Genomic DNA, 22,325 nt, shown 5'->3' on the forward strand with positions numbered 1-22,325 from the left:
TTTTAGCGCAATGCTTTTTCCATCAAAGCGGTTTTCACGAAAAAGCCATTCGGGGTTGACCACATCCTCTTCTTTGATCACCGCAAAACTGATGTTTTTAGGCAGTGAGGTCCGCACCAAGCAGCAGCTTTTTGCTTTGCCTTAGGTTGCGGCATGACGTTCGAAATACGCCAGAATGAATGTTCCCTCGCTTTTGGTGTGACAGAGAGCCGTGAAAAGACGAGAGAATCTACATTTGGCTGAACCGAGCGGAACTAAAACGGCTTGTTCTGGACCGTTTTGCACAGCTGTCTTTAAGGATTCCGCCGTTTCCGTCAACGCGCTGGAGGGAAACGGCAAGACAGCGATATTCGATCAGTTTGTGAATGACGGGAGCGTCTTGTTCACTGGCTGTTTTCACTTTCCATGTCATCATCATGTTTCCCCTTTCGTTAAACATCTAAAATAAAAAACGGTGGCATCCAGTTTTCCGTCTGCCGATTCTGCGTATCCGGGAATTCGTCCGGCCTCGTGAAATCCGAGTGATGCGTAAAGCAGGTTTGAAGGGTCGCCTTCTCTCGTATCAAGAACAAGCAGGGATCGGCCGTCTTGCTTCACCCTTTCGATCGCTTTTTGCATGAGTGCACGGGCGACGCCTTGCCGTCTGAAGGAGGGCGCTGTCATGAGCTTGCAGATTTCGGCTCTGTGGCGTCCGTTTTGTTTAGTGCAAAGGGCAACCTGGACACTCCCGGCAATTTCGCCGTTTTGTTTGGCAATCAACAAAATGACGTCCGGTGAGAGGACGGTTTTCCAGTAGCTTAAAGCCTGCTCATGATCAAGCGGCGGCAGAAAGCCGATTGATGCGCCGTCATTCACCACTTGAACGAGAAGGTTTGCCAATTGGTCCATATACGGTGACATCGATGTTACTTCTTCGATTTGCATTTTACAACACCTCGCCCCTTACTATAGCCGAAAGCGTTTTTTCGGCAAACAATGTGTCAGATTTGATGACAAATAAAAAAATCCCCTGCTAAAGGGGATCGTCATGCTATTCATGGACAGGTGTCATTGATTCATCAAGCGTGTCAAATGAATAGCCCATCTCTTTTAAATTGTTGATCAACAGCGGCAATGACTGAACGGTTGAAGGGATATCATGCAGCAAAATCACAATCGGCTGTTTTGACTGCCGTTTTTCGATGATGCTGAGCTGGTTCATGACTTCCGGAACGAACTTTTGGCTTCTGTATTTCCAATCCAGGCTGTCGATATTCCAGTCCCAATAAGTAAACCCGTTTTTCTTCAGAACCTTCTTTTGAGCTTCGGTCAGGGACGGCTTGCTGCCGTAAGGCGTTCTGATCAAATGGGTTTCAACCCCGGTAATGGATTTCAGCGTTTTTTGCGCCTGTTTCATTTCCAGATTGGGAGAATTGGCGTCTTTATAAAACTTTTTCTGGTCATGTGTCACTCCATGAAGCCCGAGTGAATGGCCCTGCTGCTTCATTTGGATTACGGCTTGTCTATGAACCTTCATGTTTGGTTCAAGCATGAAAAATGTCGCTTTGACATCATGTTCCGATAAGACTTGAAGCAGTCTTTGGCTGACCGCAGAAGGCCCGTCATCAAAAGTCAAATAAACCGTTTTCTGATTCTTTTTTTCTTCCGCCGCTTTTTTCTTTTCTTTTTCTTCTTTGCGTTTTGCTGCCTCCTGTTTCGTGCTCAGGTGATCCATAAGCTGACCTTGTGTCGCTTTTTTCAGCGGAATGCTGTCTCCTTCATGCCGCATCTGGCTGTTTTCGGACATTGTCAGCTCCTTTTTGCCGGGAGCTTCAGTTGACTGTGATAAATCCCAAACGTAAAGAAGGATCAGACACAAAATGACAAAACATGCTGTTTTCATCAACAGGTAGGTGACAGATGGGGAAGTTCTTTTGGAAACTTGGCGCATGTAACTCTCTCCGTATCATTTTTCGGCTCCATTATGTATATAGATTGCGAGTCTCATAAAATAATGGATCACAATGTTTAAGTATACAGGATTGGAAAGAAGTTGGATACCGGATTGGACGAAAAATATAGCAAATTTTTAGAGAACATGCTGAAATTTGCAGACTATGAGACTCGGAAAATTTTTGGAAATCTTGCACTATTTTGAACGGGGGCGACGTGTTAGAATGGAATGGAGAAAATCGAGAAACCAACAAAATAGCAAGGGGATGGAGAAATGAAGGTTCTTTTTAACGGCCGGCTCGTTGAACGGAGCGAATGTGCTGTTGATATCGAAGACAGAGGCTATCAGTTTGGAGACGGTGTTTATGAAGTGATCCGCATCTACAATGGAAGCTTTTATACGCTTGACGAACACATTGCCCGTTTTTACAAAAGCGCCTCTGAAATCGGTATCGTACTGCCGTTTTCAGAAACGGAGCTGAAAGGAAAGCTCAAAGAGCTTATTGAAGTCAACCAGGCTCAAGACGGAGGGCTCTACCTTCAGGTGACAAGAGGGAAGGCGCCGAGGAAGCACCAATATGAAGCAGGCCTTACCCCGCAGGTGACCGCCTATACATTCCCGATCAAAAAGCCTGAACAAGAACAGCAAAACGGCGTTTCCGCGATTACGGCAGATGATCTGCGCTGGCTGAGGTGCGATATTAAAAGTTTGAATCTGCTGTACAACGTGATGATCAAACAAAAGGCAAGCGAAGTGTCCTCATTTGAGGCGATATTGGTCCGCGACGGGTTCGTGACAGAAGGAACGTCTTCAAACGTATATGCCGTCAAACAAAACGTTATCTACACCCATCCTGCGACAAACCTGATTCTAAACGGGATTACGCGGATGAAGCTGTTGGAGCTGTTTGCGAAAAACGGCTGGAAGCACGAGGAAAAGGCCATCACAAAAGAAGAATTGCTGACCGCCGATGAGGTGTTTATTTCTTCAACAACATCTGAAGTGATCCCGGTCACTGTAATCGACGGACAGGAGATCGGCACGGGAACGCCCGGACCGCTTACAAAAGAAGTGCAAAAAGCAATGCAAAACAGTATTTTGGCAGAAACAGCAAAACCTGTGTAATAAAAAAAGCGCCGTCTCCATCTCTGGAAACGGCGCTTTTTTATGACTTGCGAAATCCGAACAGCACGGAAAAGAACGGTGATAAATACAGGAAGAACACAAACGGCAAATATTCAATGACAGGAACGCCGAGCGCGCTTGACATAAACGCGCCGCTGACGCCCCACGGAATCATTGGATTGATCAATGTTCCCCCGTCTTCAAGTGACCTTGATAAATGCTTCCGGTCAATCCCAAGCTGATCATACAGTTTTTTAAACGACTGGCCGGGAATCAAAATCGATAAATACTGCTCACCAGTCAACAAGTTCATGCCGATGCTTGATGAAACGGTTGAGAAAACGAGGCGGCCTTTTGTACGGATGCCGCGGATCACGCCTTCAAGAAGGCTTGTAATCAATCCCGTTTTTTCCATCAAACCGCCGAGCGCAAAGGCGATGATTATCAGGGAAACGGAGCCCATCATCGATTGGAGGCCGCCGCGGTTTAAAATATTGGCAACAGCTTCAGTTTCCGCTGAAAAAACAGGTCCTTTTTGCATCGCTGATAAAAAGGAGGAAATGCCTGCATCAGGCTGAATAAGCGCGGCAAGAATGCCCGCCGACACGATTCCCGCCGCAAGGGACGGAATGACCGGCATACGTCTGACGGCAAGCACAATCACCAAAAGAGGTGATAACAGCGTCCACAGGCTGATATCGACCGTGTTTTCAATCCCGCTGACAATGGCTTGAATATTATCCGTAGAGGCCGCGCCGATGGTAAGCGTGCGCCCCATGAAAAAGAAGAGCAGAATGGTCACCAAAAGTGCCGGAATCGTCGTGCCCATCATATGTCTAATATGCTTGAAAATCGGAAGTCCGCCAATTCCAGCGGCAAAGTTTGTCGTATCAGACAAAGGGGACATTTTATCGCCGAAACAGGCGCCCGAAATCACGGCCCCTGCCACCCATGTCAATGGCACACCCGCCGCCTGGGCGACGCCGATCAAGGCGACGCCGATCGTGCTGACCGTCGTAAAGCTTGAACCGACCAGTGAGCTGATGATCAGGCAGCTGAATAAAGCCGTCAGGAGCAGATAATGCGGTTCGACCAGGTTTAACGCGTAAACCGTTACGGTCGGAATCGCTCCGCTATATTCCCAAACTCCGATTAACATGCCGATTAAAGAAAGGACGATAATCGGCTGTACGCCATTTTGGATTCCGGAGACGATGCCGCTTTCGAGCTCCTTCCAGGAATAGCCCTTAAACACGCCCACGACCGCCAAAAAGCCGACGCAAATCAATAATGGCACATGCGGTTCGGCGTGAAAAACAAACAGGCATGTAAAAATGACCGCTAAGATGACAACAAATAATAAAGCCGATATGGAAAACGATAAGCGTTTTTCGTTTGACAAATCATACACCTCATTAGAAAAAATATCAGTCTTTAATCCTTTTATGCTTTTGTGCGTAAACGTATTATAACAGAAAAATAGAAGATATACTTAAATTAAAATATTTCAAAAACTTTTCGTGTGTGCGGGCGTATTTTTGAAAGCGCTGACTTCTTTAGATATAATAGGCTTATAGAAAGGTTTTTAGCGTATGCCTGTATTGAATAGATGAAAAATAGGGGGAAATGCGAGATGTCCTGCACTGCCAAAAAAAGCCGATTTTTAAATGAAGAAGCAATCTTGATGGAAAATGAATATTTGGAGGCTGTACTTGTGCCGGGATGGGGGAGCAATTTGATTTCCCTGAAGTGGAAGCCCGGCGGATTGAGCTTGCTGAAAACGCCTGAAACAAAGGAAGAGTATGATGCCAACCCTTTTTTATTCGGAATCCCGATCCTTTTTCCGCCAAACCGGATCGACCAAGGAAGATTTACATATGACGGAAAGACCTATCAGCTGCCCATCAATGAAAAACCGCTGCAAAATCATCTGCACGGATTTCTTCATGATAAAAAATGGACGCTGACAAAAGCGGAGGCCGATGATCAGAAAAGCATGGCGCAGACGGTGCTGCATGCGGACGAGCATCCCGACATTCAAAGCATCTTTCCCCATTCGTTTTCGATCGTCATCACCTACAGGCTGGAAGGCAAACAATTGCAGATGGATGCTTCTGTTGTCAACCACGGCAAAGAACCGATGCCGCTCGGCCTTGGATATCACACTTCATTCCGCTATCCGTTCAATGAAAAAGGAGATAAAGCGCAATGTCTGTTTTCCCTGCCGACTGAGAAACAATGGGTGCTGACAGACCGGTTGCTGCCGACGGGTGAATATCATGTGACAGAGGAATTTAAGACAGGGAGAACCGCGGCTGGAGAAAGGCTGGATGATATTTTCGCGGCTGAAGTGGATCAGGAAGGAAACAGCACCGCGGACATTTGCGACCGCCTTGCCGACATCCGCCTGTCATATCAGTGCGACAGTCATTTCAAACACTGGGTCGTGTATAACGGGACATCTGACGATTCAGACCTGCTTTGTCTGGAGCCCTATACATGGATGACCAACGCCCCGAATCTTGATCTGCCGCATGAGGTCACAGGCTTTCAGGCTTTGGGACCGCGGGAGGAAGCTGTTATGAAAAGCAAAATTATAATCGGCGGAGTGTGACACTTCGCCGTTTTAAAATGTTTTCTTTTCAAGGATAAATTCTGTACGGGAAACGTGCTTTCCCTGTCTCCAATTCAATTGCACGGTGACTGTGCGGCCGTCGAATTCGGATTCCTCCATATTTTCCAGAAAAGATACGGATTCCTCTTTTCTTCCTCCGCCGGGCAAAACACCGCCGGAATAGTCGCTCATCGCCGTTTCAATTTCGGAGCTGAGGGCCGTTTCATCATCAAATTTCACAACGAATGTTTCCAAATACGTATCATCCGGTTCGCCGCCTGTCCAATATAAATCTCCGCTGTACCCGTTGTCGCTTTTTTTTATGACCGCCTCCCAATTCCCGTCAGCGCTCTTCCCGGTCCATTTGGGATATTCCGTCATATAAAAGCCGATCAGCTTGCCGCCGTAGTAAAGAAAGCAAAAAGCCATTAAAAGAGCCGATGCGAACAGAAGCGGCCGCTTGTATTCCTGTTTCATGCATTCACCGCCTAAAAAAGTTCCGCTTTATTATAAAGCAGAACAGGCAAAAAAAATAGACATGTTATGAAATTTAAGGAAACGGATGCGGGTGCGGGTTCAGCTGTTCGGATTGAAGCGGCTCTGTTGTATAGCCGAGTTCCATCGGAACCGTAAGCACCCTCTCAAGCCCAGACAACCGGGTGAGGGAATGCCCGAATGTCATCGGCAGCATGCCTGGAATCAGGACTTTCACGCAGGACAGTCCGCTTCGTTTGGTCACAGGCGACGTCTGATCAATGACGATCACTTCAAGGTTCAGGCGGCGGAATGTTTCGAGCAGATGACGAAGATCTTCCGTTAAATCAAGGGTTTTCTTTCTTTCTTTGAAGGCTTCGCTAAATGTTTGCGGCGGGCGCGTTTGCTCCAATAAAAACCGGAGGCGTTCTTCGGCTTCCGGCAAGCCGTACAGCATGCTGTGATCCTGCATTTCCCGGACCAAAAAAGGATTGTGCAGCATCGCTTCGTATTTATCCCGGCTTTCTTCAAGGTGACGGTCGTGCTTCAGCATCATGCCCGCCAGCTCATGAAGGGCGCTTTTGACCGCTTTGACAGGATCGGGATGCGCCCCGGCAGAACAAATAAGGTTGAGCCCCTGCCGCTTGCTGTTTTTGGCGACGGCCCAAATGCTTGGGATGCCGTGTTCCATTGTCGAATTAAAGACATACAGTTCATATCCGGCGACTCTGCGAACCCGATTGACCATCAGCTTCAATTCCAGATCTTCGCACGACTGAATATCTAGCTGCCTTAAGGGGAGCCGCCCATACCAGGTCATTAAAAACGAATCCCTTTCAGCCACTTCCAATATGCCATGGAAAATCGCTTCTTCCAAACTTCCGCCGATTGAACAGCCGTTGGACGTTTCATAGACGAAGGCGTCTTCCCGGCCGAGACTGTAATAGGCGAGCGATTCCGGAACCAATATCGGCCGTTCTTGTAAAAAGGAATAGCCCCAAACCCAATGGAGCGGCCGTTTTGGATGAAACGGCCGGAAAGGAAAGCCGGGCTGCCGATACTGATTTTCGTCATGCAATCCCGTTTTCACTGGATCAAGTGCACGGTCCTTTACATTGAAATAGCAGTCGTGAACGATTGTTCTTTTGCCGAGCGGTGCAATTCCTGAATAACGCTCCAAACCTTCCAATAGAGCGGTTAACTCGCTGTTTTCATATGAGTGACTGCGGCCGCCGACACCTTCATGTCCCGTCCATAGAGGCATGTTAACGATCATATCGGCAAAGGGCAAGATCGCGTCGTACATTTTGCCGTTGAAAATCCCTGTCCGCTGGTCGAGAAGGCCTTTTCCGAGCGTTTGCTTTAATTCGTCAGCCTCTTTGACGCGAAAGCTTTCCGGGCTCGTTTTTGGATTTGGCTGAAGCGCGATTTTCGCCGCCTCCTGTGAGTCATCAGCCATCACGCTGCAGATCGTGCACAGCGGGTCAGGTATAAAAGAGTGAAGAGAACTCTCTAATGTGTTTAAATTGATCAATAACAGCGTTTGTTTCAATTGGCTGGTATCGCCTCCCATGATCCTGTCGATTTCATTGCAGATGAAAAGGGCTATATGGCGCGCTCCAGTCTTTGATACCCAAGGATCGCGGACGGCGTCTCGGTTGTTTTGCTCGAGCTCAAGCTCAAGCATTTCCCTGCTGTCCGGGGCAGCGATAAACCTCCTCTTATCAGCGCATTGCGAACACCCTGATTCGTTCGGATCAATGAGTGGTCCAATCACGCCTTCGCCAAATGTTGCGAAAGCGCGGAGCCAGGGGATGCCGGCGGGCCTCAATCTGTTCTCGGCCTCCCGATAGAGCAAAGGACGCGAAGCATCGTGAACAACAATGGCGAATGCCGTTCCTTCGGGTACTCCAGCATTAAAATCAGGCTGGCGGGTGAATGTGTAATGAGCGGCCAAACGGTTGGATACAGCTTCTGCAATTACGCCTTCACCAACAAGCAGCATTCTCTCTTTCATCAAGCCTCCTCCTTTTTGATGCGTGCAGCATAAATACCGGCGAGATTTTCTTGCAAAAAAGGTTCTGCCGGCAGATCGTAGACGAAGAGCTGTAAACCGCTGCGCTTGATGTTTTGACATGCCGGCTTTAGGGCTTGCGGGGGATCCTCAAAAGCAGGAATCTCCAGCTTCATTTCGTTTTCTTGTAAAACAACGGCCGTTTCCTGCAGCGGATTGATATCCATCAGCGCCCGCTTGAGCGCCTCCCTGAACGCCAATGTCAGATTGAGCCCCGGACTTCCGTACCAGAGGTCATCAACGCCCGCCCATACAACGGGAAAGCCAAAAACGTCCTCCCCTATGCCGAGCGCGGGGGTGCCGTGCATCATGGACAGTGTTTCGAGATAGTAGGCGGCATGCGTATCTTTTACAGCACCCAACTGGCTTAGCTTGATCGTTTCTGTTCCGCTAATTTGTCTCTGTGTGAAATGATCATCCAAACATATCTGCATTCCTCTTGATACGCCTTCGGCAAGCGTTTCCCCGGCGCCGATTCCGTATTGTCCTATCTCTTTGAGGTAAGGGCCCGCAAGTCTTGACATATACATTTCAATCCCGGTCAGGCCTGCATCTCGTCGTGCTTCTTCATGTGTTAAACCGGCGCACACCGTTTCAGGCAAAAGTTCGGCCGGTCCGGATGACAAGGGATCAGCGGCTTGAACAATGCATTGTGACAAGGGCAGCTGCTTTACATGTTTTTCTTCCCACAGGTGAAAAATCCCCGCTGTTGTCGATGTCAGGTCGCTGAATAACTGAAATAACCGGCCGTCCCGGTGCTTCGTTTCCGCCTTTTCTTCAATATCCTCCAGCAATTCAGCCTCAGCTCCGTCGAAGTTGATGAGCGGGTGGTCAAGAAACGGATACCAAGCCCCTTCAAGCGTTTTAAAGTCAAGAAGATACATTTCATGCCGCTTTTCCGGCGGCGTAAGTCCGGTGACCATTTTGAACAATTCAAAGGAGAGAACGTTTGTCAGGATGTCTGTTCCCGCTGAACAAAAGGCTTTCGATTCCCGATTTTCATGAAGGGCACTACGGTGTACACGCCGCCATGCCGCCTCCCAAAAAACACTTGAATCAGGCGGTATAACAGGTCCGAGAAGACCAACCTGCTTGAGGCAGACTGCCGGAAAAAATCCTTTTTGCTCTTGTTTGCAAACCGTTTCCAATTCGCGGAGATTTTTTGAGTCTTCACCTTCTCCGACATACAAAATCCAATCCATGGATGGCACGGCTTCCCGCCAATTTCCGTTGGGGATCATTTCAATCTTTGCATCGTCTTTTTGCTTCGATTTTTCGATGGCGGTTTTCAGTTCTTCACTTTGATCAGTTGCATCAAGGTAAATATTGACGAAACCAGCCTCTGCAAGCGATTGAATCAATGGCACAACACAGGAGAGCGCACCAAGCACCAAGACTTTTGTCTCGCGGCATAGCTGAAAGCGATAAGCTCCCGAATCCTTAAAGCTTTCAATAAATTCGATCTGCGGAGCGTACGTTTGCAGCAACCCGCTTTCCAACTGATGGGGCCGGTCCTTTTCCACATTCCGGACAAATCCGTGTTGATACAGCATATCAGCGATCTCATACACCCTGTTTTTGTACGGGGCCGACAGCCCGTTTGTTAATTCGCCGAGCGTATAATCGCCATTGAACATCGGCAGCAGTTTTTCAATCCATTGATCAATTGAAGCGCCTTTGATACGAAACGAACCGGAATTATGTTTAAAATACACAGCTCCATGCGGATCGGGTAGGTAACGTGTATCTTTCTTCACTTTCAGACGAGCGGAAGCGGTCAATTGTGTCATGCTGCCTCCTCCTTAGAAGATGTAAAAATCATACATATCATGTTATGTAATCATGTTTGTCTGTTATGATAAAGACCCCTGCGGCAGAACAGGCAGGGGCGGCTTTCTTCGGGTGGTGCTACATACCTCCATGCCAGCAGCAGTGGCCCGCACAGCTCGCGCAACTCCAGCAACTTCCGCAGCTCGCACAGCTCGCGCAACTCCAGCAACTTCCGCAGCTTGCACAGCTCCAGCAGCTTGCACAACTCCAGCAGCTTCCGCAGCTCGCACAGCTCCAACAGCTTCCGCAACTGGCGCAACTCCAGCAGCTCGCGCAATGCTTGTCGTTGACATGGTGACGGTCATGATTCCAAGGCGTCTCCGCTTGGAATGGATCCATCTCCAATGATTGCAGTTCATCATAAAAATGTTGCATTTTATACAATCCTCCTCAATGTAATCCAAAAGAACAAAATCATATGCGTAGATTGAAAGTCTACCCGGGTCACTCAAGATCAAATTATGAGGCCTGTTAGGTGAGTGTTACTGAATGCAACGCCTATTTTTCCTGTAAATGGATATGAGGCGGGGTGTGAGGGAGGGGGAAAAGGCGGCACCATTAAAAAGAAACCGGCTGTAAAAGCCGGCTTCCTTAGCGGTATTACTTGACGATCAGCACCGGTATCTCCGACTTTGAGGAAATCTTATCGCTGACACTCCCGAACAGCAGTTTTTTCAGGCGGTTTTGATCGCGGGTTCCTGTTATGACGAGATCGGCACCGATATGTTCAGCATGGTGAAGGACCGCGTTTGCAGGGTCCCCTTCTAACACTTCAATGTCAGCGTCGAATTGGTTGTTATTTAAGATGATTTTGGCTGCGGCAATCGCTTCTTCTGCGCTATCTTCATAGATCAGCGGCTCCCCGGCCGGGTCGGACTCGTGCGGGACGGGAGCTGCGGCCGGAATGCCGCTGTAAAGATAAGGGGCGCCTGCGGCGGGCCGCTGCTCTTCGCTCGCCGTTCTTGCCTGCTTCGGTTCGTGAACATGGGCGATGGTCAGTTCGGCGCCTAGCTTTTTTGTCAGGACAATCGCTTTTTGCAGCGCTTTCTTGCTTTCTTCTTTTTCGTCAAAGGCGACGATGATGCGATCGGCTTTCAACATTTTGCTCCTCCTTTCGAAATGGGTTTATAGACGTTTTACCCGTTTTTCACATGATCTAACAAGATGAAGAAAAAGATTGTCAATTTTCAAAAAACAAATTGACAAATAAAGGGCCGTACTATAAGATGGAAAATATTAATAAGATTGGAGGGTATCGTCATGAAGAGAATCAATCGACCAGCTCAAGAGACAAATCAATTTGCGCGTGACGGCTCCATACCTTCCAGATGGTTATAGAAAATCCGCATTTTTATCTGAAAATGAAGGAAGGCGCATGTCGCGTAGTATGAGCGTACATGCGCCTTTTTGATGTGAAAGGGCATGCTGCATTTACAGTATGCCTTTTTTTAGGTGAAAAAGCATGGTTTTAACAAGTTGGGGCCCATGCTTTTCTATAGACGAAAATGAAGCTGGACCAGCTGATTTTTCGAAAAAACGAACATAAGGAGGAGTTTTGATGCTCACTGTCAGCAAAAACAAAATCAACGACTGTAAGGAAAAGCTTGAAGGCGGCTAAAAAAGGAGAGGATATCACATGTTTTCTGTTTTATGGAAGCTTGGCTGGTTTTTCAAAGCCTCATGGCGGCGCTACACGGTCGCGATCGCCTTGCTCATCATCGTAAATATTTTGGAGATGTTTCCGCCGAAGCTGCTGGGAAACGCCATTGACGATATGCAGGCGGGGACATTTTCAGCGGCCGGGATGCTCGGTTATATCGGTTTATTCATGGCGCTTGCCATTGTCGTATATACATTGTCTTACTATTGGATGTATCAGCTGTTTGGCGGGGCGAATTTGATCGAGAAAATCCTCAGATCTAAACTGATGGGGCACCTTTTGAAGATGACGCCGGCTTTTTACGAGAAAAACCGCACCGGAGATTTGATGGCGAGGGCGACAAATGATTTAAAAGCGGTCTCGATGACGGCCGGTTTCGGAATCCTGACGCTTGTAGACTCAACCATGTATATGCTGACGATTCTGTTCACGATGGGGATTTTCATCAGCTGGAAGCTGACGCTTGCTTCGATCATTCCGCTGCCTTTGATGGCCGCAGCGATCAGTATTTACGGGAAAAAAATCCACCAGCGTTTTACCGAAGCGCAGGATGCCTTTGGCGATTTGAATGACCGCGTGCTTGAGTCGGTCTCAGGGGTCAGGGTGATCCGTGCCTATGTGCAAGAAAAAAACGATGTCGCCCGGTTTAACCGGATGACGGCGGATGTCTATCAAAAAAACATGAAAGTGGCGCTGATTGACTCGCTGTTTGAGCCGACGGTAAAGCTCTTGGTCGGCATCAGCTATCTGATCGGCCTCGGCTATGGTGCATTTCTTGTGTTCCGCAGCCAGCTCACATTGGGAGAACTCGTTTCATTCAACGTTTACCTGGGGATGCTGATCTGGCCGATGTTTGCGATCGGGGAGCTGATCAATGTCATGCAGAGGGGGAATGCATCGCTTGACAGGGTCACGGATACACTCGCGTATCAGCCTGATGTAACGGAAGCCTCAACCCCTGTAAAAACGGAGCCGGGGGATATTGTGTTTGATAATGTCAGTTTTACGTACCCGAGCTCTGCCTCAGAAAACCTTACCGGCATTTCCTTCGCTGTCCAAGAGGGGCAGACGGTCGGGATCGTTGGGAGAACCGGAAGCGGGAAGACGACATTAGTCAAACAGCTGTTGCGGCAGTATCCGCCGGGTAAGGGAAAAATCAGCATATCGGATGTGCCGATTGAACAGCTTCCGCTTGACGAGCTGCGCAGCTGGATCGGCTATGTACCGCAGGATCATGTGCTGTTTTCAAAAACGGTCAAAGAAAATATTCTGTTCGGCGCTGAGCATGCGACAGAGCAGGACCTTAAAGGTGTCATTCATGCGGCTTATTTGGAAAAGGACATTGAGCTTTTGAAAGACGGACTTCAGACGATGGTCGGGGAAAAAGGCGTCGCTTTATCAGGAGGGCAGAAACAGCGGATTTCGATTGCCCGGGCTTTAATCGCACAGCCTCATATTTTGATATTGGATGATTCGCTTTCCGCTGTTGACGCGAAGACGGAAGCGGCGATCATTGACAACATTCGGCACACCAGGAAAGGAAAAACAACCTTGATTACGTCGCATCGTATGTCGGCTGTTGAGCATGCCGATTTCATTCTTGTCCTTGAAGGCGGGCGCATGATTGAGAAAGGGACGCACCATGAGCTGATCGCCGCGAAAGGCTGGTATTTTGAACAGTATGAAGCACAGCAGCTTCCTTCAGTGGAAGAAGGGAGGACTGTTGGATGAAGACGGGAAAAAGGCTTTGGCAATATGCGCTTCATTATAAAAAAATCCTTATTTGGGCGCTTGTCATGCTGACTGTGGCGGTGACCGCCGAACTGACCGGACCGATGATCGCCAAAAAGATGATCGACGATCATATTTTGGGGATTGAAAAGACGTGGTATGAAGTCCCGGATAAAAGCAAGTATACGGTTTCCTATAACGGCCGCGAATATGTCAGGGAAGACAGGCTGGGCCCTTCCGCAGAAAAAACGAGGGAAGTCCATGTTTTTCAAGTCGGCCTAGATTATTATTTTGTTGATGAAGCGGTTCCTTTTGACGGGAAACGCACGGCGTCCGGCGGGGAGCTGCGAATTTCCGACGGGAAACAGTCGAAAACGTATCAGGCTGACCGGTTGTCAATGTCTGAAGTGTATTCGTTTTATGAACCCGAAGTTGAAGGGCTCATCTCTCTGGTCTTCTTATATTTTGGCCTTCTCATCTTCTCGGTTTTTTTCCATTACGGACAATTCTACCTGCTGCAGATGGGTGCAAACCGGATTATTCAAAAGATGAGGCGGGATGTTTTTGCCAACATCCAACGTCTCCCGGTCCGCTATTTTGACAATTTGCCGGCCGGAAAAATCGTGGCCAGAGTAACAAATGATACAGAAGCGATCCGCGACTTGTACGTCACCGTCCTCTCGACATTTGTGACCAATTTTATTTATATTGCCGGAATTTTTGCCGCGCTGTTTTTGCTTGATATCAGGCTTGCAGCCGCCTGTCTGGTGATCGTGCCGCTGATTGCCGTCTGGTCGGTCATCTACCGCAAATTTGCATCAGGATACAATCATAAACTCCGATCGATCAACAGTGAGATCAACGCTAAAATGAATGAGTCCATTCAAGGGATGACCATCATTCAGGCCTTTCGCCGCGAAAAGGAGACGAAACGGGAATTTGAACAGCTCAATGAAAACCACTTCCGCTATCAAAATAAAATGCTGAATCTCAATTCTCTCATGTCGCACAATCTGGTCAACATTCTCAGAAACGTGACATTCGCCGGATTGATCTGGTACTTTGGAGGCGCTGCACTGAATGCGGAAGGCATGATTTCAATCGGAGCCCTCTATGCATTCGTTGACTACCTGAATCGTTTGTTTCAGCCGATTACCGCCATCGTCAACCAATTCGCCAAGCTTGAACTGGCGCGCGTGTCATCTGAAAGGGTATTCCGCCTTTTGGATGAGGCGGGAGTTGATGTGGAAGAAACAAGCGCTGACAAAATGAAAGGGCATGTCGTGTTTGAGGATGTCTCATTTGGCTATGACGGCGGGGCCGCTGTGTTAAAAAACATCTCATTTGCAGCCAACCAAGGGGAGACCGTCGCATTAGTCGGTCATACGGGCTCAGGCAAAAGCTCGATTATGAATGTTTTGTTCCGCTTTTACGACATTCAAAAAGGCGATGTGAAAATTGATGGAACAAGCATTTATCAAATGTCGCGGCAGGAAATCAGACAGAACATGGGGATCGTGCTTCAAGATCCTTACTTGTTTTCGGGGACGATTGCTTCAAATGTCAGCCTTGATAGTGAAGAGATCACGAGAGAACAGGTTGAAGAGGCATTGAAATACGTAGGGGCGGATAAGCTCTTTGCTCATCTGTCCAAAGGCATTGATGAGCCGGTCATTGAAAAAGGGAGCACGCTTTCCTCCGGGGAAAGACAGCTGATTTCGTTTGCGCGTGCGCTTGCCTATAACCCGGCCATCCTCATTTTAGACGAGGCGACGGCAAATATCGATACCGAAACAGAAGCCGTTATTCAAAAGGCGCTTGACGTGGTTAAAAAAGGGCGCACAACCTTTATCATCGCCCACAGGCTGTCAACCATCAAAAACGCCGATCAAATCCTTGTCCTTGAAAAAGGGCGGATTATAGAGCGGGGCAATCATGAAGAGCTGATGAAACAAAAAGGACAATATTATCAAATGTATGAGCTGCAAAAAGGGCGCGGGAAGCTTAGCGTGTAAGCCGGACGATCTCCGGCTTACACCTTGTTGACAATCAATAAGCGATTCCGACTCTTGTTTTAATATATTGATCAGACTCGGAGACCTGTAAAAGGAAGTGGGCGGTGTCTCCTGTTGAAATCTCTTTTCCGCCAAGGGGCAAAAAATCCCGTTCCGTCCGGTATGTTTGAACGGCCGGACCGTCGGGAAGATAGGTCGGACAAATGATTGTCCAATCAAGGTTCGTGCGGGCGAGCCGTTCATACACTTTGGCATGTTCTCTAGCCGCCCGTGTTGAACGTCTTTTTGATTCATTCGTTTCAAAGCGGTAAAGCTTGGGATCCTGTCTTGCATTTAAAATTCCGGCGGTTCCGATGGTAATCAGCCGTTTTTTGTTCTGTTCGTTCATGGCATTGATGATGTTTTCGATGGAGACGGTTAATGTATCGTCTCCATCCGTATTTAAACAGCTGACCACAATGTCCGCTCCTGCGATCAAAGCGCGCGCATCAGCCTGATTTCTTGCGTTCCCCGTCAGCGTCCGGCAGCGGTTTTTCAAAAGGCCTGCATTTTCCGTGCGGACGAGGGCGTAAACCGAGTGTCTGCCGTCTTTTTCCAAAATATTCACAAAGGCCTGTCCGACACGGCCTGTGCCTCCAAAAAGCGCAATCTTCATCATTCATTCCTCCCATCTGATCTATCATACGCCAGATCGTCTGGAAGAAAAAGCCCCCTGAAAGCGGAAGGCCGCATGAATTGGGCGGACATTGACGACATATTCATGCAAGAGAGAGATCCCGACAAATTGAAACAGTTCCCAATTGATGCTTGCCACATACTGCATGCCGACTCCTCCTTTGTTTTCAGCATATGAAAAAAGGAGAAGCGGGGTGCGCGTTTTTGGCCAATGTAAAAAGAAGGTGCATAGCACCTTCTTCTGTTAAGCCAATATATGAAATTGTTTATTGTTGACCGCCCATAGAAGCTTGAGCTTGGGAAACGAGTCGTTTTGTAATTTCTCCGCCGACAGAACCGTTTGCACGGGAAGTTGTGTCAGCGCCAAGGTTCACACCGAACTCAGAAGCGATTTCGAGTTTCATTTGATCAATCGCCTGAGCTGCTCCAGGTACAACAAGTTGATTTGAAGAATTTTGGTTAGCCATTGTATCCAAACTCCTTTTCATATTAGTATGGTTGGGCCGGCTGGATTTGCACCAGCTGACGGTGTTCACCGCTGCCTCTCTGGCTAAGCCCAATGTGGATTGTTACTACGTATTATGGAGGAACGATCGGATTTGCATGCATGAGGCGGACTGGTAAATGTTGAAAGTGCAAAATGCTGCAATTTGGGCATGCTAAGGAAAAAGTCAGGAGGATGTTCAGATGTGTCCTGTGTGCAATGGCATGCTTGTCGTGGAAAGGAATTGCCCGAAGTGCGGCGGCGAGATGGCGGATGCCGGAAGAACGACCGATTTTTACGGACCGTACAGCCCGTATATGGAATATGATTCATTTTTGCAGAAGCCCCGGAACTGCATTCATATATTCACTTGCCAAGACTGCACATATGATGAAACAGTTGCAATCGAAACGACCGAAGCATAAGCTGCTTCGGTCATTTGCATTGGATTATCCTTCGGAATGGATGCGGAGCTCTGTTTCCTTGTCAAAAAAATGGGCTTTATTCATATCAAAGGCGAGAGCGACCGTGTTCCCGGCCTGGACGTCCGTCCGCGAATCGACCCTTGCGATGAACGGCTGTCCGCCCGCCTGTGAATACAGCATTGTTTCAGCCCCCATCAGCTCAGCCACTTCGATATGCGCATCGATTTTTGCTTCCTTTGAAGCTTCGATAAAGACAGGCTCGTCATGAATATCTTCAGGTCTGATGCCCATGATGATTTCTTTTCCGCTATAGCCTTTGCTGCGCAAAACCTTCATTTTTCCCTCTGGAACAAGGACGGATGCATCACCGAATGTAAACCTGTTTTCATTCAGGGTGCCCGTGAAGAAGTTCATCGCCGGAGAGCCGATAAAGCCGCCGACAAAGACGTTTTCCGGGTTTTCATAGACTTCCTTCGGCGCGCCGACCTGCTGAATGATGCCGTCCTTCATGACGACGAGCCTCGTCGCCATCGTCATCGCTTCCGTCTGGTCGTGCGTGACATAGATCGTCGTCGTTTGCAGGCGCTGATGGAGCTTTGTGATTTCAGCGCGCATTTGAACGCGCAGCTTGGCGTCAAGGTTTGATAAAGGTTCATCCATCAGGAATACTTTCGCATCGCGGACGATAGCCCTGCCTAAGGCGACGCGCTGGCGCTGTCCGCCGGAAAGCGCTTTTGGCTTTCTGTCCAAATACTCTTCAAGCCCGAGAATTTTCGCCGCTTCGTGCACCCTGCGTTTAATTTCGTCTTTTGGAAACTTCCGCAGCTTCAGCCCGAAAGCCATGTTGTCATAGACATTCATATGAGGATAGAGGGCATAGTTTTGGAACACCATGGCGATGTCGCGATCCTTCGGGGCAACATCGTTCATCCGTTTTCCGTCAATGATGAATTCGCCGTCTGTGATTTCCTCAAGTCCCGCGATCATTCTAAGTGTTGTCGATTTTCCGCAGCCTGAAGGTCCGACAAAGACGATGAACTCCTTGTCCTCAATATGAAGGTTAAAATTATCCACAGCCGTCACTTTGTTGTCATACACTTTGTAAATCCGGTCAAGTACAAGCTCAGCCATTTTTCATCCCCCTTTTTATGTAAGCGCTTAATTTATTTTTATCTTATAGAAATGAATGGGCGGTGTAAATGGACAGGGTGCACAATTTGAGTTCGTGCAGATTGCTAGAAAAGCTTGAGAACATGCAGGATCAAATAAACGGCTGCTGCTTCTTCAAACTGTCTGATATCAATTGCCGTCCGTTCAATAAATTTGTCAATCCTGTATTGCAGACTGTTCCGGTGGATAAATAGTTCTTTGGCTGTCAGAGATGCGTTCAGGCTGCATCTCAAATACGTCCGGATCGTCAAGGAGATTTCCGGATCAGCCAGGGCATCTCGCATGGCGTCCGAAAATAGCGAGGCATTGATTTTTTCCGGTGCCGCCAGCAAAAATGACGGGAGGCACTGGCAAAATGAAGCGACATTTCCGCGATTATTGTTCGCCAGCATATGGTGGAACATTTGTTTTTCAAAGCGGATTTTTTCTTGGAGCGAAGCGTTCACTTGATGAAGCTGGCCGCTGAAAAATACAGGGGTTGACAAAAAATCGCTCGTCAAGGCGTCAGACAGCTCTTCCAATTCTTTTTTTGAGAGAAACACAGAAGGATCTTCATGAAGGATGACCGCTTCATGAAGGTCATACCACACAATAAGCGGTTTTTCAAAAAAACCGCTGACGGCCTCTTTTATCGCCTGTCTTTCTTCAGGCGAATGTTTCATTTTGAAAAAATGTCCTTGGACATGCTGAATGTTTTCCAGATTGTGTAGAGGGGCATTGGCAAAAATATATTGATGCCATTCTTTTTCGCGCAGTGTAAGCTCGGGCGCCTCCGGTTCTCTAAAAGGCTGAAACAGCGCCGAGAGCAGCCGTTTTTCCCGGTCTGTCACCGCTTCTTTTAAAACGCCGAACGTTTCGCCTTCGTCCGTTTGATACCAGAGCGTTTCATGTTTTGGAGCCGAGCCGGAGGCAACCATTCTTTCGCCGTACAACATTTTTAATTTTTCCAGCATCCTGAAAACGTCCTTTTCATTTATTCGTAAATATGAAAGAGCATTAATTCATGAATTTCGCTTTTAAGGGAAGGCTCATCATCATGAGGCGGATAAACGCTGCCCCATTCAATTTCCCCAGAGCGATGGTAAATGCCTTCATAATGTGTTCCATTATGGTAAAACGAAATTTTCCAGCCAGGCAGTTTTTCTTGTTTAAACAACGGCTTCCATTGAAAGTGAGAAATCATAAAGTGCCACGCTCCTTAATCGATTTCTAAATGTTCCGCGGTCGAACCACAAGCCGGCTATCCAACGTTGATTTGTTATCATTGTATCTTATTCACAGCAAAGATCATAGGCTCTTTTCAAATGGTTTCTCCACAAAAAACCGTGAAGCATCAACTTCACGGTTTTCATCTAGGTCCACATGCTCTCCGGATGGAGGAGCGATTGTTCGGTTAAGTAAGACGCGTATTCGAAATTTCTTTTTTTCGTCAAATGGCTGACAGATGATAGACGGGGATGGGCGAAAATTCCTCTGCCCGGACGGGAGTTGGCCTCGAATATCCAAACCTTTCCTGACACGTCCATCCCGAGATCAAGACCGATTTCACCGATAAAGCCGTGTATTTTTTCGTCAAGGACACTGCTGATGACTAGAGCTGTTTTGGTCAGCTTTTGCAGAATAAGCAGCCTCTCCTTGGGGTCATCATAGATTTCTCCAAGCGTTTTGACGGCGCCTCCCTTTGAAAGATGAGTTGTGATGCCGTCTTTTTCCGCGATTTTGCAGGCGATTGCTGTTACGGTCCATTTTCCTTTTCCGTTTTTGTTCGTATGCACCCGAAAATCCGCGGGCCGATCGCCGACCTTGACCCGTTCAATACCTTGCTGGGCGATATACGGGGCTTTCAGACGTTTTTTTAAATCGTTTAAAAAAGCGTCCGCTCCCGGATACGTTTTCTCGCTTTTAGCGTCCTTTGCCAAAAAGTGTTGATCCTCACCTCTAGAAAGCTGAAAAATGCCGTTTCCCAAGCTGCCGTCGGTCGGCTTTACATAGATGACGCCATATTGCTTCAGCATGTCGCTGATTGTTTCTGCACCGGGCTCTAATTCGCAATAAGGAAGGAATTCTTTCGTTCTTTCGTCATGCCGTAAGGCTTCATATACATCCCATTTATTAAAAAAGCCGGGATTAAACCATGGAATCCGGTATTCGTTCACCAGACGCACCTTCGCTTCCTGCAGGGCGGCCGAGTCTTCCGCCTTTCGATTCGGCAGCCTGTCGTAAACGACGTTCGGCAGGGGAACGACGGCTTCCTCCCAGCCGTTTTCCCTGAAGATGAGGCCGCGGACCGTTCCTTCTTCCCACTGGATTTGATGGGTGCCAAACAGATAGCAATAGCCGCCGGCCGGAAGCTCCATTGTTAAAAGCTTCGAAAAAAACAAAGAACGGTCTCTCAGAGGCTCATGCTCCGACTTTGTGAAGCCGGCGGTGAATATCCCGATTAACGGCCCGATATGGACGGTATTATCGCGGAAAAACAAGGTCGCTTTCCCGCGGTGCGGAATCCGCAGACTTTTGTACAGATTCTCAGAGAGCAAAACCGTTCGCTGCAAATGACTGTCAAAGGAGATATGACACCTTTCTACACACATTCCAAAAGCCGCATAAAGCAGACCTTCCTGTTTGAAAGGAGCGGGAATCAGCATCGTGTTTTCACTGTTTGGATGGATCCCGACCGTAAACGTTTGACCGGTCATCTTTTCCCAGCCCCTTTCTTATCGAACGTTTCCGCCAAAAAGGAGCAGTATTCCAGGGGACCTTGATGCAAAAGCAGTCTGCTTTCAGGGGAATGTTTTAAAAAAGCTTTTTTTCCCGGCTTAGAATTGACATCAAGAAGCCAAACCTTTCCATCTTTCGTCAAGCAAATATCAAGGCCGAGCTCAAATAACGGCCCATGCCCGGATTCGAGCGCTTTTGGCACGGCTTGAGCAATCGTCTCCAAATCATCAAGAAGGACGGCTTGGCGCTTCTTGGGAACGGATACGAGCCAGCTGTCAAAGCTTACCGATTCAGCATCCCCGGTCAGATTCGCCAGCAGTCCGTGCTGGTAGCTTCTGCGCACCGTTTTCCCGGCCGTTTCCCATTCCCCCGAGCGGTTTTTTTGCAAAAGCAGTCTGATGTCGCACGGGTAGCCGTCTTTGTCTTGAATGTCGAGGAACGATTGCAATAGATAGCGGTGCTGCAGGACTTTTTTGCACCATGTTTCAAAGGAAGCCTGCTTTGAAAACGATTTGAGCTGTTTATGCTTCCCTGTTTGGTAAGAGGCTTTCACCGTTTTCCCCGTCATTTCGAGGTGGATGATGCCGCGTCCTCCTGATGCGGAAGCGGGTTTTAAGATGCACGATTTTTCTTTGGCAAGGAGGCGCAGTATATCCTGCGCGCTGGCCGCAAGCCTCGTGGCAGGCAAATAGGACTGGAGAATGGAGTCGGCCTTTAAAGCCTTGTAAACCGTCCATTTATCAGGGAGTCCAAGTCCGAGGAAGACCGTTTTCGGGTATTTTTTGAGCCATTCAACGATCGGTTTTGCTTTCTTCGATTGCTGATCGCGGCCGTAAAAGCAGCGGTCATAGATCACTTCGGGAATTTCCCGTTCGACTTCGTTCCACTGTCCCGATTTGGGGTGATATGTGAGCGCTTTAACAAATAGGGAGCCCGGAGAGATATCCAAAGGTGTAAACCGGATCAAGCGAATGCCGTATTCCGAAGCCATTTTCGCCAATTCCTCGGCATAATCTTTTTCATGATCGTTGGACAGCGACATAAATCCAAGCGTCAGCATGCATATTCCTCCTTGTTAAAAAACGCTTAGCCGGCCAAAGAAAAGGACGCGGCTAACTCTTTAAGCCGTGGGGACAATCATCATATACATGAACTTCTGTTAAATGATACGCCTGAAACTGCGGAAATAGGCATTTATAAATTGGAAATTTATTAAAAATATTTTTCGCCCTAAATAAAAGCCACTTGACCAATTTTATTGTTCAAACGCCTGTCCCATGTTATTTTTGTTCCGCAATCGGTTGATTTAATGGAATAAGACGTTCAAATAAACGCTGGATAATATCATGATGGAGATTGTGAAGAAATGGACTTCAATTAAAGGATAGGTTAGCGAA

General features: G+C 47.9%; 22 protein-coding genes. 5 read left to right on the top strand and 17 right to left on the bottom strand.

Features of this window, described 5'->3' with window-relative positions; all coding sequences use genetic code 11:
- Positions 1-229: 229 nt before the first annotated feature.
- The 3 genes from ACINLD_RS00620 to ACINLD_RS00630 all read right to left on the bottom strand — a co-directional run bounded on the left by ACINLD_RS00620 (position 230) and on the right by ACINLD_RS00630 (position 1,930).
- Positions 230-415 (bottom strand): hypothetical protein, encoded by a 186-nt coding sequence (locus ACINLD_RS00620; protein WP_077737123.1) that lies wholly within the window; start codon positions 413-415, stop codon positions 230-232.
- Entirely contained in the window at positions 415-924 is a 510-nt protein-coding gene (locus ACINLD_RS00625; RefSeq protein ID WP_277692566.1) for a GNAT family N-acetyltransferase, read from the bottom strand. The genes ACINLD_RS00620 and ACINLD_RS00625 overlap by 1 nt, the downstream gene beginning before the upstream one ends.
- A gap of 106 nt (positions 925-1,030) precedes the next feature.
- Positions 1,031-1,930 carry a polysaccharide deacetylase family protein gene (locus tag ACINLD_RS00630; protein ID WP_026586225.1) on the bottom strand — a complete coding sequence of 300 codons (900 nt, stop codon included), beginning with the start codon at positions 1,928-1,930 and terminating at the stop codon, positions 1,031-1,033.
- A gap of 276 nt (positions 1,931-2,206) precedes the next feature.
- Between ACINLD_RS00630 and dat the strand changes: the two genes are divergently transcribed.
- Positions 2,207-3,058 carry a D-amino-acid transaminase gene (gene dat, locus ACINLD_RS00635; protein WP_026586226.1) on the top strand — a complete coding sequence of 284 codons (852 nt, stop codon included), beginning with the start codon at positions 2,207-2,209 and terminating at the stop codon, positions 3,056-3,058.
- Positions 3,059-3,098: 40 nt separating this feature from the next.
- Here the strand turns inward: dat and nhaC are convergent, their stop codons facing one another.
- Positions 3,099-4,460, bottom strand: a complete 1,362-nt coding sequence (gene nhaC, locus ACINLD_RS00640; protein WP_277692567.1) for a Na+/H+ antiporter NhaC — start codon at positions 4,458-4,460, stop codon at positions 3,099-3,101.
- A gap of 231 nt (positions 4,461-4,691) precedes the next feature.
- On the opposite strand from nhaC, the gene ACINLD_RS00645 reads away from it, so the two are divergent.
- Positions 4,692-5,672: an aldose 1-epimerase gene (locus ACINLD_RS00645; RefSeq protein WP_026586228.1), complete on the top strand. Its 981-nt coding sequence runs from the start codon at positions 4,692-4,694 to the stop codon at positions 5,670-5,672.
- Between the two features lie 12 nt (positions 5,673-5,684).
- Here ACINLD_RS00645 and ACINLD_RS00650 read toward each other — a convergent pair whose 3' ends face one another.
- From ACINLD_RS00650 to ACINLD_RS00670, 5 genes are all read right to left on the bottom strand, one after another.
- Positions 5,685-6,149: a DUF4944 domain-containing protein gene (locus ACINLD_RS00650; protein ID WP_026586229.1), complete on the bottom strand. Its 465-nt coding sequence runs from the start codon at positions 6,147-6,149 to the stop codon at positions 5,685-5,687.
- Between the two features lie 73 nt (positions 6,150-6,222).
- Complete coding sequence (locus ACINLD_RS00655; protein ID WP_409445018.1) at positions 6,223-8,163, bottom strand: TOMM precursor leader peptide-binding protein; 1,941 nt, start codon at positions 8,161-8,163, stop codon at positions 6,223-6,225.
- Positions 8,163-10,010, bottom strand: coding sequence for a putative thiazole-containing bacteriocin maturation protein (locus ACINLD_RS00660; RefSeq protein ID WP_409445017.1), 1,848 nt, complete (start codon positions 10,008-10,010; stop codon positions 8,163-8,165). The genes ACINLD_RS00655 and ACINLD_RS00660 overlap by 1 nt, the downstream gene beginning before the upstream one ends.
- A 118-nt stretch (positions 10,011-10,128) precedes the next feature.
- Positions 10,129-10,425 carry a heterocycloanthracin/sonorensin family bacteriocin gene (locus ACINLD_RS00665; RefSeq protein ID WP_409446676.1) on the bottom strand — a complete coding sequence of 99 codons (297 nt, stop codon included), beginning with the start codon at positions 10,423-10,425 and terminating at the stop codon, positions 10,129-10,131.
- A 225-nt stretch (positions 10,426-10,650) separates the two neighbouring features.
- Positions 10,651-11,151, bottom strand: a complete 501-nt coding sequence (locus tag ACINLD_RS00670; protein WP_026586232.1) for a universal stress protein — start codon at positions 11,149-11,151, stop codon at positions 10,651-10,653.
- Between the two features lie 535 nt (positions 11,152-11,686).
- Here ACINLD_RS00670 and ACINLD_RS00675 point away from each other — a divergent pair.
- Positions 11,687-13,441, top strand: a complete 1,755-nt coding sequence (locus tag ACINLD_RS00675) for an ABC transporter ATP-binding protein (protein WP_026586233.1) — start codon at positions 11,687-11,689, stop codon at positions 13,439-13,441.
- Entirely contained in the window at positions 13,438-15,456 is a 2,019-nt protein-coding gene (locus ACINLD_RS00680; protein ID WP_026586234.1) for an ABC transporter ATP-binding protein, read from the top strand. Before ACINLD_RS00675 ends, ACINLD_RS00680 begins: the two co-directional genes overlap by 4 nt.
- A gap of 34 nt (positions 15,457-15,490) precedes the next feature.
- Here the strand turns inward: ACINLD_RS00680 and ACINLD_RS00685 are convergent, their stop codons facing one another.
- The 3 genes from ACINLD_RS00685 to ACINLD_RS00695 form a co-directional block, all read right to left on the bottom strand.
- Positions 15,491-16,111, bottom strand: coding sequence for an NAD(P)-dependent oxidoreductase (locus tag ACINLD_RS00685; protein WP_026586235.1), 621 nt, complete (start codon positions 16,109-16,111; stop codon positions 15,491-15,493).
- 24 nt (positions 16,112-16,135) lie between these two features.
- Positions 16,136-16,279, bottom strand: coding sequence for a hypothetical protein (locus ACINLD_RS00690; RefSeq protein WP_179115747.1), 144 nt, complete (start codon positions 16,277-16,279; stop codon positions 16,136-16,138).
- Between the two features lie 118 nt (positions 16,280-16,397).
- Entirely contained in the window at positions 16,398-16,598 is a 201-nt protein-coding gene (locus tag ACINLD_RS00695) for an alpha/beta-type small acid-soluble spore protein (RefSeq protein WP_026586236.1), read from the bottom strand.
- Positions 16,599-16,818: 220 nt separating this feature from the next.
- Here ACINLD_RS00695 and ACINLD_RS00700 point away from each other — a divergent pair, with 220 nt between their 5' ends.
- Entirely contained in the window at positions 16,819-17,040 is a 222-nt protein-coding gene (locus ACINLD_RS00700; protein ID WP_026586237.1) for a hypothetical protein, read from the top strand.
- A gap of 24 nt (positions 17,041-17,064) precedes the next feature.
- Here the strand turns inward: ACINLD_RS00700 and ACINLD_RS00705 are convergent, their stop codons facing one another.
- The 5 genes from ACINLD_RS00705 to ACINLD_RS00725 form a co-directional block, all read right to left on the bottom strand.
- Positions 17,065-18,171, bottom strand: coding sequence for an ABC transporter ATP-binding protein (locus tag ACINLD_RS00705; protein ID WP_026586238.1), 1,107 nt, complete (start codon positions 18,169-18,171; stop codon positions 17,065-17,067).
- 104 nt (positions 18,172-18,275) lie between these two features.
- Positions 18,276-19,163, bottom strand: coding sequence for a helix-turn-helix domain-containing protein (locus ACINLD_RS00710; RefSeq protein WP_077737115.1), 888 nt, complete (start codon positions 19,161-19,163; stop codon positions 18,276-18,278).
- A gap of 20 nt (positions 19,164-19,183) precedes the next feature.
- The gene (locus tag ACINLD_RS00715) at positions 19,184-19,393 is read right to left on the bottom strand and encodes a YheE family protein (protein WP_026586240.1); all 210 of its coding nucleotides are present in this window, start codon (positions 19,391-19,393) and stop codon (positions 19,184-19,186) included.
- A gap of 169 nt (positions 19,394-19,562) precedes the next feature.
- Entirely contained in the window at positions 19,563-20,906 is a 1,344-nt protein-coding gene (locus ACINLD_RS00720; RefSeq protein ID WP_077737114.1) for a YheC/YheD family protein, read from the bottom strand.
- Complete coding sequence (locus tag ACINLD_RS00725; RefSeq protein WP_026586242.1) at positions 20,903-21,988, bottom strand: YheC/YheD family protein; 1,086 nt, start codon at positions 21,986-21,988, stop codon at positions 20,903-20,905. Before ACINLD_RS00725 ends, ACINLD_RS00720 begins: the two co-directional genes overlap by 4 nt.
- Between the last annotated feature and the right edge of the window lie 337 nt (positions 21,989-22,325).

It is taken from the genome of Bacillus sp. z60-11, assembly GCF_046464135.1.
Lineage (GTDB): Bacteria > Bacillota > Bacilli > Bacillales > Bacillaceae > Bacillus > Bacillus sonorensis_A.

Excerpts from the sequence above, each read along its gene's own strand:
- ACINLD_RS00720 (WP_077737114.1), bottom strand. The coding sequence starts at position 20,906 with ATGACCGGTCAAACGTTTACGGTCGGGATCCATCCAAACAGTGAAAAC.
- ACINLD_RS00620 (WP_077737123.1), bottom strand. The coding sequence starts at position 415 with ATGATGACATGGAAAGTGAAAACAGCCAGTGAACAAGACGCTCCCGTC.
- ACINLD_RS00700 (WP_026586237.1), top strand. The coding sequence starts at position 16,819 with ATGTGTCCTGTGTGCAATGGCATGCTTGTCGTGGAAAGGAATTGCCCG.
- ACINLD_RS00670 (WP_026586232.1), bottom strand. The coding sequence starts at position 11,151 with ATGTTGAAAGCCGATCGCATCATCGTCGCCTTTGACGAAAAAGAAGAA.
- ACINLD_RS00625 (WP_277692566.1), bottom strand. The coding sequence starts at position 924 with ATGCAAATCGAAGAAGTAACATCGATGTCACCGTATATGGACCAATTG.
- ACINLD_RS00685 (WP_026586235.1), bottom strand. The coding sequence starts at position 16,111 with ATGAAGATTGCGCTTTTTGGAGGCACAGGCCGTGTCGGACAGGCCTTT.
- dat (WP_026586226.1), top strand. The coding sequence starts at position 2,207 with ATGAAGGTTCTTTTTAACGGCCGGCTCGTTGAACGGAGCGAATGTGCT.
- ACINLD_RS00715 (WP_026586240.1), bottom strand. The coding sequence starts at position 19,393 with ATGATTTCTCACTTTCAATGGAAGCCGTTGTTTAAACAAGAAAAACTG.
- ACINLD_RS00630 (WP_026586225.1), bottom strand. The coding sequence starts at position 1,930 with ATGCGCCAAGTTTCCAAAAGAACTTCCCCATCTGTCACCTACCTGTTG.
- ACINLD_RS00695 (WP_026586236.1), bottom strand. The coding sequence starts at position 16,598 with ATGGCTAACCAAAATTCTTCAAATCAACTTGTTGTACCTGGAGCAGCT.
- ACINLD_RS00690 (WP_179115747.1), bottom strand. The coding sequence starts at position 16,279 with ATGCAGTATGTGGCAAGCATCAATTGGGAACTGTTTCAATTTGTCGGG.
- ACINLD_RS00660 (WP_409445017.1), bottom strand. The coding sequence starts at position 10,010 with ATGACACAATTGACCGCTTCCGCTCGTCTGAAAGTGAAGAAAGATACA.
- ACINLD_RS00725 (WP_026586242.1), bottom strand. The coding sequence starts at position 21,988 with ATGCTGACGCTTGGATTTATGTCGCTGTCCAACGATCATGAAAAAGAT.
- ACINLD_RS00655 (WP_409445018.1), bottom strand. The coding sequence starts at position 8,163 with ATGAAAGAGAGAATGCTGCTTGTTGGTGAAGGCGTAATTGCAGAAGCT.
- ACINLD_RS00650 (WP_026586229.1), bottom strand. The coding sequence starts at position 6,149 with ATGAAACAGGAATACAAGCGGCCGCTTCTGTTCGCATCGGCTCTTTTA.
- ACINLD_RS00680 (WP_026586234.1), top strand. The coding sequence starts at position 13,438 with ATGAAGACGGGAAAAAGGCTTTGGCAATATGCGCTTCATTATAAAAAA.
- ACINLD_RS00675 (WP_026586233.1), top strand. The coding sequence starts at position 11,687 with ATGTTTTCTGTTTTATGGAAGCTTGGCTGGTTTTTCAAAGCCTCATGG.
- ACINLD_RS00705 (WP_026586238.1), bottom strand. The coding sequence starts at position 18,171 with ATGGCTGAGCTTGTACTTGACCGGATTTACAAAGTGTATGACAACAAA.
- ACINLD_RS00710 (WP_077737115.1), bottom strand. The coding sequence starts at position 19,163 with ATGCTGGAAAAATTAAAAATGTTGTACGGCGAAAGAATGGTTGCCTCC.
- ACINLD_RS00645 (WP_026586228.1), top strand. The coding sequence starts at position 4,692 with ATGTCCTGCACTGCCAAAAAAAGCCGATTTTTAAATGAAGAAGCAATC.
- ACINLD_RS00665 (WP_409446676.1), bottom strand. The coding sequence starts at position 10,425 with ATGCAACATTTTTATGATGAACTGCAATCATTGGAGATGGATCCATTC.